Below are 11185 nucleotides of genomic sequence, written 5' to 3' on the forward strand. Positions count from 1 at the left end.
TTATCCTCCTAATTAAATAAGTCCTTAAATATTTCTACTATTTTAAATTTTATTTGTATATCATCTTTATTTTCTGCTTTACTATTTTTTTGCTTGTCTAATTGATCTTTGATATTGCTTTTTTTATCTGACTCTTCTTTATTATTATTTTGTTTATCTAATTCCTCTGATTTATCCTTATCAGAATTTAAATCCAAACTGTCCTTTTTTGAATTTAGTCTACTTTCTGTTTTATCATACTCTACTTCTGCCTTAGTTTCATCTACAAAACATAATGGTGGAAACATTACACACCACCAATTCTTCCCTTGTCCTGAACCTATTATTATTCTAAATGCCTCATAATTCCCTTGAGGTAAAGTTATTTTTCCATAAGATTTCTCTGGGAAGTTTTCTCTAGATAATTCAACTTTTATACTATATTTGTAATTATTATCCTTAATTACTTCTTCTGCCAGTTTTTTAACTTCTTCCATTCTATCTTTTAAGATTTGTCTAGATTCATCCAATGACTTCGAATCATTTAAATAAGGATATAAATAATCTATAACTTTATTTTTAACCTTTAACTTTAAATTTTGATCTTCTTCACTATCACTGTTAGCAATAATATGAAATCTTATTAATAAATCTTTTGCCTCATCATAATTAAGAGTTCTAATTTCATCCCCATCTTGAGTATTTTTTTCTAATTCACATAAATTGCCTCCAAGGTTTTTACTAACACTCTCTTGGATGCTTGTACATCCTTGAAATATATTTATACTGACACATATCAAAACTACAAGAATCATTCTTTCTACTTTTAACCATTTTTTCATAAACAAGCCCCCCTGTAGTTAAAGTTATTACCACTTGGAGGCTTTTTATACATTTGCTTAAAATTAAATTGTTCGTGTTATAAATACATCTTTATATTTTTTCTTCATATTATCATAACACATTTGTGCTTTTAACATATCATCAAAGAAAGCAAAAACAGTTGGTCCACTACCGCTCATCATAGTACCAATAGCATCATTTAATTTAACTTCTTCTTTAATACTTGTAATAACCCTATGTTTTTTTAAAGTTACATTTTCTAATAAATTCTTCATATTATTTGCTACAAAGTAAATATCATCATTTTCCATACCTTTTATTAATTCCTCTATTCTTGGATGAAAAATCACTTTTGATAAATCAAAATTCTTATAAACCTCTTTAGTTGATACACCAAAAGGTGGTTTTATTAAAACTAAAATTTTATCTTTAAATTGTTTTAATTGAGTAATCTTTTCTCCAACACCTTCACACAACGCAGTCCCACCATTGATGCAATATGGGACATCTGCTCCTAACTTTAATCCTAAGGCTTTTAGTTCTTCATCATCTGCATTTATATTAAATATTTTGTTCATAAGTTTCAAAACACCAGCTGCATCAGTACTACCACCAGCCAATCCAGCAGAAACAGGTATATTTTTAATTAAATTAATATCAACTCCATCATTAATGGAATAATTTTCCATAAATAACTTTGCTGCTTTGTATGCTAAATTTTTTTCATCTGTAGGAACATAGTGTTTATTGCATTTTAACTTTATGCCAGAATTGGTTTTCTCCATTTCAATTGTGTCATATAAATCTATAGTCTGCATTATCATTCTTAATAAATGATATCCATCTTCTCTTTTTCCCACAACATCTAAGGCAATATTTATTTTTGCATAAGCCTTAATCTTCATTTTCATATATCCCTTCTTTGCATTTTAACAATATTTTATCATAGTTAAAAATTCTTGTCTAATTAAGTTAGGTTTCTACGAAAATATATCTGTTGTTTTCAATGTTATACATATTATTAAATTCACTAATAACTAATTTGATATTATCAAAAATTATATGTTATTACTATATTGTTTTATATTTTGTATTTAAAACCCCCATTTGATTTATTGGTTCTTCTTTTATAAATTCTAAAAGCAAATCCAATTTTTCATAAAACACTATAATTATATCATCTTTATTACTTATATTTATAGCATATTTCAATGCTTCTACCTCATCTAGGCATACCTTTACATTTGCATTTTTATTAGTTTTTAATATAGCATTTTCTAATAATTCTGCAATTTCTCCAATCTTCCTACCACGTCTGTCTTTGTCTTCCTTTATTACTATTTTATCTAAATTATTAGCACATATTTCGCCAATTGCATATCCCACATCATTTTTTCTATCTCCAGGTATGCCAATTACTCCAATCAAACTATTTTTTTCCTTTATTTTTTTCAATGAAGATATTACTGCTTTATACCCTTCAATATTATGGGCATAATCTAAAATAATTTTTCTATCACAATAATTGTACATATTAAATCTTCCATTATTATATTCATTATTTAATTTAAAATCCATAAAACCTTTTGAAATCATGCAATAATCAACTCTTAATCCTATTAATCCTCCACATGCTGCCATTGCATTTTCAATATTGTATTCTAATTTCCCATCGTATGATATAGGTAAATCTTTAGTTGAAATAATTTCATATTTTTTATTGTTATTAATTACACATATGATATTGTTCTCAATAAATATTGCTATTTTACCATTAGCTATATTTTCTTGTATTAATGGATTTTCTTTAGATTTTGAAAAATAAATCTTTTCAGCTTGAAATCTATTAATTATAGTTTTACTATATTTATCATCAGCATTTATAATTACGAATCCATTTTCCCTTACAGCTTCTCCAACTAATGCCTTTGTAAAACTTAACTCTTCAATAGAATTAATTCCATCTAACCCTAAATGATCATTAGTTATATTGGTTATAATTGCTACATCTGCAAAATCATATGCTAGACCTTTTTTTATTAGTCCTCCTCTAGCAGTTTCTAATACAGCCACATCTACATCTTTATTCATTAATATTGTCTTTGCGCTATCAAACCCTGAGTCATCACCTTTATGTATACACTTATCATTTAAGTATATACCATCAGTGCATGTCATACCTACATTGTTTCCCATTTTTTTTAGTACATGACTTATTAACCTTGTCGTAGTAGTTTTTCCATTCGTTCCAGTAATAGATACTACAGGTATATTTTTAGGCTTTTCATCATAAAGCATTTCAAGTATTGCTTTTCCCACATTCCGCTTTTTACCTTTGGAAGGATAATGATGCATTCTTATTCCAGGCGCTGCATTTATTTCCATAATAATGCCGTTACTTTCTTTAATAGGAATACTTATATCTTCTGTACAAATATCTATTCCACATATATCTAATCCTAAAGTTTTAGCTGCATTTATACAACACTCTATATTTTCTTCACAAATTTCTTCCGTACAATCTATTGCCATTCCACCAGTTGAGAGATTTGCATTTTCTCTTAATAATATTCTTTCTCCCTTTTGGGGTATATAATCCAATTTAAATTTTCCCTTTAAAAGACATGAAGTTAGTTCTGAGTCAATTTTTATTTTTGTTAATGCCTTTTCATGATCCTCTCCCCTTAATGGATCCTCATTAATAATATCAATTAATTTTTTTAAATTATCTATTCCATTTCCAACAATAAAAGGTGCAACTCTTAAAGATGTTGCTACTACTTTATAATTTACTACACAAACTCGATAATCTTTTCCTTCATAATACTTTTCAATAATAATATCCTTTTGATTTTTTCGTAAATTAATATACGATTCAACTAATTGTTTTTGATTTTTTATATTAAGTATTACACCCTGCCCCTTATTTCCATATTGAGGCTTTAAAACTACTGGATACCTTATTCTTTCCGCTTCCTGCAATAATCCAATTATGTTACATACCTTATCTCCTTCTGCTACAGGAATATTCTGATTTTGAAGTAACTGTTTTGTTAAAAGCTTATCGCAAGAAATATCAACACCTACACATCTAGTTTTATTTCCTATAGAAGCTTCTATAACTCTACTCATTTTCCCATATCCTATTTGATATATATTGCTATCTCCAAGTTGCATAACTGGGAGATTATATTCTTTTGCTGCATCACAAATTGCTTTTGTAGTACAACCCATTTGTTCATTTTGTAACACATTTTTTATTATATCTATTCTTCCCTTAAAATTTATAGGAAGTTGTTTAATTAAAGAATTTATTAAATCAATAGCTACATTAGCTACCTCAATTACGGTATTTTTATATTCATATTGAACGATAATATAGTATTTATCGCCCATAACTTCCCTTGATTTTCCATATGAAATATCTATACCAAAATTATTTTGTATTGCTATAATTATATGTTCACAAATATGAGCTAAATAAGTTCCTTCTTGCAGTCTTTTAACAAAGCCTCCTTCTTCATCAATTCCACATCTATGTTTTTTTAATTCAGGTATCATCTTAACAAGATTAAAATTAAAATTAGGTATTTCTTTACTAGGTATCTCAGAATATCCTTCTAAATCAACATCAATTCTTATGCACTTTTTATGAGAATAAATATTTTGTCCTTCATATATTCTCTTTTGTATTATCTTCATGACTAAATTTTTCCTCCTCAAAAGGTAACTTTTTTATAATATTAAATTTATTTCCACCTGTTAATATATGCAATTTTACATTGTGCATACTTAAAATCTCATCTGAACGTAATTCTGAAACATTAGTATATGTAATCGCGCTGCCATCGATAAAATACACCGCACCTTCTCCTATGACTTCTATTACACCAGATTTATTAACTACTATTCCAGTATTTTCATCTATTCCTATTCCTAAAATTTCTGGATTTTGTGCAATTCCTGTTAATAATCTTCCAATCCTTCCTCTTTGAGCAAAATGTTGATCAATTATAACATCTTTAATTAATCCTAATCCTGGGGACATTTTTAATGTACATTTTCTTGGTGAATCTTCATCTTTACCTTCAACTATCATTGTATCACTCATGACAGATGCTCCAGCAGAAGTTCCCACAATAAATGTGCCTCTATGACATGCTTCTTTTAAGGCATCATAAATTTGAGTTCCACCAATTAGACTTGTTATTCTTAATTGATCTCCACCCGTGAAAAATATTAGTGATGCTTCTTTTATTAGTTCTACATTTGATTCTCCAAATGCATCAATTCGCTCGCTAATATCTAATACTTTTATATTCTTGACCTTAAGTTCTCCAAAAACTTTTTTGTACTTAGTTGCTGCTTCTTTTGGATATTCAGTCGCGATAGTTGCAATTAATAATATATCTTCATTTTTATCAATTGAATTACATACTCTATTTAAAATTTCTTTTTTGCCTTCTTTGTCTTCAGCTCCTCCAATTATTATTAAATTACCACTTAAAATATCTTTCAAATATTCTCACCTCATATCATGCATTAAATATTCTTTCCACGAAATTAGATAATTATTCAAAGAATTACTACAAAAAAAGAACCAATTTAAATCGATTCTCCATTCTTATATAAGTTGCGTTAAAGATTTTACAGTGCATACTTAAGTGTTAGTTCTGTGCCATTAACTGTAATATAAGTTCATTATCTCAACTTAATATATATATTATTTTTTCAAGCTATACATATGTATTTATTCACCTTTTTATTCCCACATAATACTTATGCCACCATTTGCAATATGGTTTTACTTAGAAATTATTGCAAACCAATTTTTCATTATTTACCATAAAGAAACTTATCAATTGAATTTTATAGAAATTCATTGTATATATTCTATTTTAATAAAGCCTATTGCAAATTAATGCGTAATTAAAGATAAAAAAATAGATGCCTCAAAATAATTTCAAATTATTTTGAGGCATCTTCTTAAATTTAAACTTTCTAAACTTTCTTAAAAAATTGCTCTTCCTGGAATTATTAATTTTTGTCCTTGTTCAATATGTTCTGAATCTTCAACCTTATTTATTTTCATTAAATCATAAACTGTTGTATTATACTTTTTAGCTAAATCCCATAAAGTATCCCCGTCTCCTACAACATAAATAGTTATGCTTGCTTTTTTTTCTGGCATATCGCCTTCTTCTTCAACTATATCTGAAACAAATTCTTTATTCATTTCATATAGAATCTTTCCTGATAAAATTATAGTAGCTTTAATTGCTATACTATTTCCTTCTATTGATGCATCTATACTTTCTAAATTTCCTTTTACTATAGATTTCATATCTTCATTAGCACCAAAAATATCAATTAAAGCTGAAAATGGTATTTCAGCTTTAACATTTGCTAAATACTTTTCTTCATCATTTGTTTTATATAACACATCTGCTTTAATAATTCCCTCTATAGCAACTCTATCTTTCATAACATGCTTGTCAGTTAATATTATTGCTGCATTAGCAGATATAATATGTTCAGGTTTCAAGTCCCTATCATTTAATTGGATATTATACTTAACAATTGATTCAGAACTATTTGTTCCATGAAGAATGCCAACTTCATGCTCATCTTTTTTGAGCCCAATTAAGCATTTAGTAGAATATGCATCTTTAATCGTATCTATATTTTCTTTTGAAAATACTTTAACATTTGCTTTAACTATAAATTCGTCATTTATAATTCTTACTTCTCCTAAATCATCTTCTTCTAACATTAAATCATTGTTTGATATTTCATAACAAACTGTTGGGAGCATATCTGATGTAACGCCCTTAACTTCTTCTTCTTTTGATAAATAAATATCATCTTCTAAAGGAATTATATCTTTAGAATCATCTCCCTTATATAAAATATTTAACTTGCAGTAACAACCAAGATAAATTTTATCTTCTGCAATTTTCACCTCTTTTTTGTGTAGTCGTAATGAACATTTCAATATTTTATTTATTTGCGGTTTATCCATTCCAACTCTAATCATACATTTACCTATTAGTTCAACATCTTCATTTGCACTAATTTTATTTATGGTTTCTGCTGTCTTCAAGACTTCTACCTCATCGTTTCCTTCAATGTCTTTTACAAATTCAAACTCATTACTCTTATAAAGCTCCCAATCTACAGTAATTATACCCTGAATGGATATTTTCCTTTCATTCATTATAGTAGCTTCAATATGTTCAACATTACATTGTGCCTCACAAATAACTTTATATTCTCCTTGATTTAAATCAATATTATTTGTAAAGTTTTGATTGTAGTTAACTGAATTTACAACAAGACCATCTTCCCTAGCTAAATATATTACTGTGTATTCAACTTTTCCTTCTAATACTATTTTATCACCAATTAGTTCTTTATTAATTATCATTGGTCTAGCTTCAACAGTTAATATTTCTTGTACATCAGGATGAGTATCAGGGATTAAATATTCTTCTTTTAATATTGTATTAGAATTATTTTCCCTAAGTAATTGTTCAAATTGTACATTTTCTTTTATAATATCAATATCTGCCATATTCCATACCTCCATAAAATTCCTATTATTCATTTATATACTTATATATGGAATTTTATGATAGGGATATTTCTATTTTAATATTAATTTTCAGCAAAAATTCTATTAAATTCGCCTAATAACTTTATTTTTTATTTTTTTTCATTTTTTTTATTGACATATACTATTTTTTGTCGTAATATAGTAAGTGGTTATTGACCATATAACCTCTCATAAATTCTCAATACCCTTTTATACCATAGTTGAAAGATGGAAACCCACCATCTTTCTTTTTTTATTTATTATTTATAAATATGTAGATAATTCAATTCTTTTATCATATTTTGTACTACAATTATTAATATTCAATTACTGATAAAGTTCTTATAGACTTCTTAAAAATCTATTCTTCACATAAGTTCATTTAAATTTTTTTAATATCCATTTAATAATTACATCATAACAATCATTAAATATATTATAATTTTCTAACATCAAAAAAACTTCGATTAAATCGAAGTTTATATTATAGTTGGAAATACCAATTGTACAGTCTTTGTTAATACATCTGAATAGCTATATGTCACAGTTCTTTGGGTGTCATTTTTTAATCTGATAACAAAAATACTTGAGTATACACTTTCAATGATACCATCATTAACTAAAATCTTTTTCCTTCCACCATTAGCTTTTAGAGTGACTTTTTGGCCTACATGTTTCTCTATATCATTTTTAATGGAAGCAATAGTTTTAACCTTTTCCATATAAACACCCTCTTTCAAACTAAATTATATCACAATTTTCTTTTATAGTCAAGCAAAACATTTATTTTATCATTTCTATACCTATATTGTCAATGTAAATATTTTCTAAACATATATTTTTCTAAGGTATTTCATTTTATTATCTGCATTTTTTTAGTTTTTATTCAATTTCTCATTAATTTTAATATTTTATTGACTCCTCTAATAAAACTTGCATTCACTTAATAAAATGATACCTATAAAATAGACAGTAAAAAAAAACGGTTTAAATACTAGTATCCTAAGACTTAATTCCGTACACACCTAATAATATATATTTGTGTAAAAATTTTACACTGGCAAAACCTATTTAAAATTTTTATTAAGACTTGAAATAATTTTCTTTAAGAGCATGGTTAATACACTATGCCTTTAAAATTTTTCCTGCATAATTCCAATTGAATGGCTTTGCTAGATTTTCATTGTAATACGTTATAAAATCTAATATCTTGCCTTCTAATTCCTGAACTGATTTAAAACTTGCACGTCTACCTAATATTTTTCGACTTAATATACCAGGACAAACTCATGTTAAAAAATTAACACTGATTTTTCAAGCTATTTCAGCTTTTGGTATATATTTGTCAAACCCTTAGAACTAGCCAAAATCAATGCTTTATAAATTTCATGCGTTTGTCCTGCTTAATATACCGAACCAAATTTCAATTTGATTCAGCCATGACGCATGTTTGGGAGTATACACTATTCTTATACGATGATTTTCATCTTCTAAAAAATCTTGCCTTGTTTTCATACTTTCTAGTATTCCATAGTGACCTTTTTTGCCTAGATCTTCTTGAATTTCACATTGCTTTGCAACATATTTAACAAGGCTTTCAGACTTATGTGTATTTAATTGATCCATTACAAATATATATTTATCATTAGGGGTAAGAGAAACTACATAGGATATATGTTTTAAAAAATCTTTTTCATTCCTTGTCTGATTGACCATATTAGCTATAATTTCTCCTGTATTTATATCCCTTGATGCTATCAATGTTGTAGTTCCATTTCGTTTGTATTCCTGCTCACACTTTTCAATTTCACCTGGTTTTGATGGATGATTATGTTCTATTGCTTGTATTCCTGTTTTTTCATCGCAGCTTAGAATATGAACCCCTTCTTTTTGTAAATTATTACTATCAAGATATACTTGGCACACTGACCTTTACCTACTTTGATAGACACGAGGAACTCGTGGTATATTAGAAGTGAAGGAAGGATGATAGTTAGTATGAAAAAGCAATATAGTGTGGAATTTAAAATAGAAGCAGCAAAGAGATTAGAGAAAACAGGAGAAGCATTAAGTAAGGTGGCAAGAGAGTTAGGCGTAAGACCAATAACAATGCATGGCTGGGTACAAAAATATAAATAATCACCTCAAACTCTATTTCCAGGTAGCGGACATCTTAAACCAGAAGATGAGAGACTGAGAAAATTAGAAAAACAAATCAGAGATCTTAAAGAAGAAAATGAAATATTAAAAAAAGCGGCAGCCTACTTCTCCAAGAACCAAAAATAAAAAGGTTTGAGTTTATCAAGGCTAATTGCAAAAAATAGCGAATAGTGAAGCTGTGCAGTGTTCTAGGAGTATCTAGGAGCAGTTACTATGCATGGGATAAGAGGCCTGAGAGCAATAGATCTAAGGCAAATAAAATACTATTGGAAAAAATTAAAAATATCCACAATGAGAGTAAAAAAGTCTATGGTTCTATAAAAATTAGAAAAAAATTAAATGATGGCAAGAATCCTCCAGTGAATCATAAACGTATAGAGCGAATAATGAGTAAAAATGGCATAAAATCAAAGGTTACGAAAAAATTTAAGGCTACTACTAACTCAAATCATAAACTTCCAGTAGCCCAAAATATTCTTAATGGGGATTTTTCTGTGGAAAAACCTAATGAAAAAATGGTTAGCGATATTACATATGTATGGACTAATGAAGAATGGCTTTATGTAGCGGCAATAATGGATTTATCTGTAGTATGTCGCGCAAAGGTAACTGTTGGGATAATGCTCCTATGGAATCGTTTTGTGGTAAAATGAAATGTGAATGGCTTCTTTAAAACACGTGATGAAGCCCGTGCTGCTGTATTTGAATATGTTGAGATATTTTATAACAGACAAAGGATACACGCTTCAAACGGTTATATAACACCAGAACAATATTATAACAATGCAAAGAAAGAATTAAAAGCAGCATAGATTTTGAAATATTACGATATCCTGGGAATAAGTTAGATATTACGAGTTTGAGCTGTCTATTTTATTGGGGAAAGGGCAATCATTTGCTAATTGTTGAAATTTAGGATTTACTTTACCGTCAGAACGTTCGGTTCGAGCTTTATCCATCATAGTTGATGCATTATCAATTAGTATTTCAGAAGGAACACCACCTAACGTTTCGAAGGCGTTAGCTAAAAAATCAAATAAATGAGTTTGACTTGTTGAAGGACAAATTGTCCATACTTTGAATCTAGATGCTGATAATACTAGACTGCCAACATTCACCAGCATCTCACTCCCATCATTGAAAGAAAACTTTAATTTTTCCTTCCAATCAAATTATGCTTGCTTACCAAACGGTGTTTCAGATTTTATAGCATCTCTTTTTAATTTAGATTTAAAATATTCAGCAAATTCAATATTATTTAGGATAAAATATATTATCCATTTCGGATACACCTCTTATGTATTTTAGTTGTGGTCGGCAAACCTACTACTATTTCACATCGGAGGTATTGTTTTTTTCTACTCATAGCTAAAAGCTTTCCGGAACCACCGGTCTAACCAGTGGTATTCTAAATACAAAAAAAGATGTCTCAAAATGATTCTACAATCATTTTGAGACATCCCTTTTATACTTACCTCGCAACGTCCTACTCTGCCACACAGTCACCCGTGCAGTACCATCGGCGCTATAGACCTTAACTGTCCTGTTCGGAATGGGAAGGAGTGTTACCTCTATGCCATCGTCACGAGATGCTAGTTTATTCTAAAT

General features: G+C 28.2%; 8 protein-coding genes, 1 rRNA gene and 1 pseudogene. 1 reads left to right on the plus strand and 9 read right to left on the minus strand.

The features are described from left to right. Positions 1-8: 8 nt before the first annotated feature. From spoIIR to LLF98_RS10035, 7 genes are all read right to left on the minus strand, one after another. A complete protein-coding gene (gene spoIIR / locus LLF98_RS10005; protein ID WP_291703106.1) occupies positions 9-821 on the minus strand; it encodes a stage II sporulation protein R in 813 nt (270 codons plus the stop codon). A 63-nt stretch (positions 822-884) separates the two neighbouring features. Beyond that, complete coding sequence (gene ispE, locus LLF98_RS10010) at positions 885-1727, minus strand: 4-(cytidine 5'-diphospho)-2-C-methyl-D-erythritol kinase (protein ID WP_291703119.1); 843 nt, start codon at positions 1725-1727, stop codon at positions 885-887. Between the two features lie 166 nt (positions 1728-1893). Next, entirely contained in the window at positions 1894-4524 is a 2631-nt protein-coding gene (cphA, locus tag LLF98_RS10015; RefSeq protein WP_291703107.1) for a cyanophycin synthetase, read from the minus strand. After that, positions 4496-5341, minus strand: a complete 846-nt coding sequence (locus tag LLF98_RS10020; RefSeq protein ID WP_291703109.1) for a cyanophycinase — start codon at positions 5339-5341, stop codon at positions 4496-4498. The genes cphA and LLF98_RS10020 overlap by 29 nt, the downstream gene beginning before the upstream one ends. Before the next feature lie 492 nt (positions 5342-5833). Continuing rightward, positions 5834-7396: an SPOCS domain-containing protein gene (locus LLF98_RS10025; RefSeq protein WP_291703111.1), complete on the minus strand. Its 1563-nt coding sequence runs from the start codon at positions 7394-7396 to the stop codon at positions 5834-5836. A gap of 500 nt (positions 7397-7896) precedes the next feature. After that, positions 7897-8139 carry a Veg family protein gene (locus tag LLF98_RS10030; protein ID WP_291703113.1) on the minus strand — a complete coding sequence of 81 codons (243 nt, stop codon included), beginning with the start codon at positions 8137-8139 and terminating at the stop codon, positions 7897-7899. A 664-nt stretch (positions 8140-8803) separates the two neighbouring features. Beyond that, a complete protein-coding gene (locus tag LLF98_RS10035) occupies positions 8804-9343 on the minus strand; it encodes a transposase (protein WP_291703115.1) in 540 nt (179 codons plus the stop codon). 60 nt (positions 9344-9403) lie between these two features. On the opposite strand from LLF98_RS10035, the pseudogene LLF98_RS10040 reads away from it, so the two are divergent. Then, positions 9404-10389: pseudogene (locus LLF98_RS10040) on the plus strand (IS3 family transposase). Between the two features lie 39 nt (positions 10390-10428). Here LLF98_RS10040 and LLF98_RS10045 read toward each other — a convergent pair. Both LLF98_RS10045 and rrf read right to left on the minus strand, forming a co-directional pair. Continuing rightward, a complete protein-coding gene (locus tag LLF98_RS10045; RefSeq protein ID WP_291703117.1) occupies positions 10429-10695 on the minus strand; it encodes a hypothetical protein in 267 nt (88 codons plus the stop codon). Positions 10696-11050: 355 nt separating this feature from the next. Then, positions 11051-11167, minus strand: a 5S ribosomal RNA gene (gene rrf, locus LLF98_RS10050). Between the last annotated feature and the right edge of the window lie 18 nt (positions 11168-11185).

The organism is Clostridium sp. (assembly GCF_021372645.1).
Classification (GTDB): domain Bacteria; phylum Bacillota; class Clostridia; order Clostridiales; family Clostridiaceae; genus Clostridium.

Bases quoted from the DNA above. Each gene is read 5' to 3' on its own strand.
- LLF98_RS10025 (WP_291703111.1), bottom strand. From the start codon at position 7,396: ATGGCAGATATTGATATTATAAAAGAAAATGTACAATTTGAACAATTA.
- spoIIR (WP_291703106.1), bottom strand. From the start codon at position 821: ATGAAAAAATGGTTAAAAGTAGAAAGAATGATTCTTGTAGTTTTGATA.
- LLF98_RS10030 (WP_291703113.1), bottom strand. From the start codon at position 8,139: ATGGAAAAGGTTAAAACTATTGCTTCCATTAAAAATGATATAGAGAAA.
- cphA (WP_291703107.1), bottom strand. From the start codon at position 4,524: ATGAAGATAATACAAAAGAGAATATATGAAGGACAAAATATTTATTCT.
- ispE (WP_291703119.1), bottom strand. From the start codon at position 1,727: ATGAAGATTAAGGCTTATGCAAAAATAAATATTGCCTTAGATGTTGTG.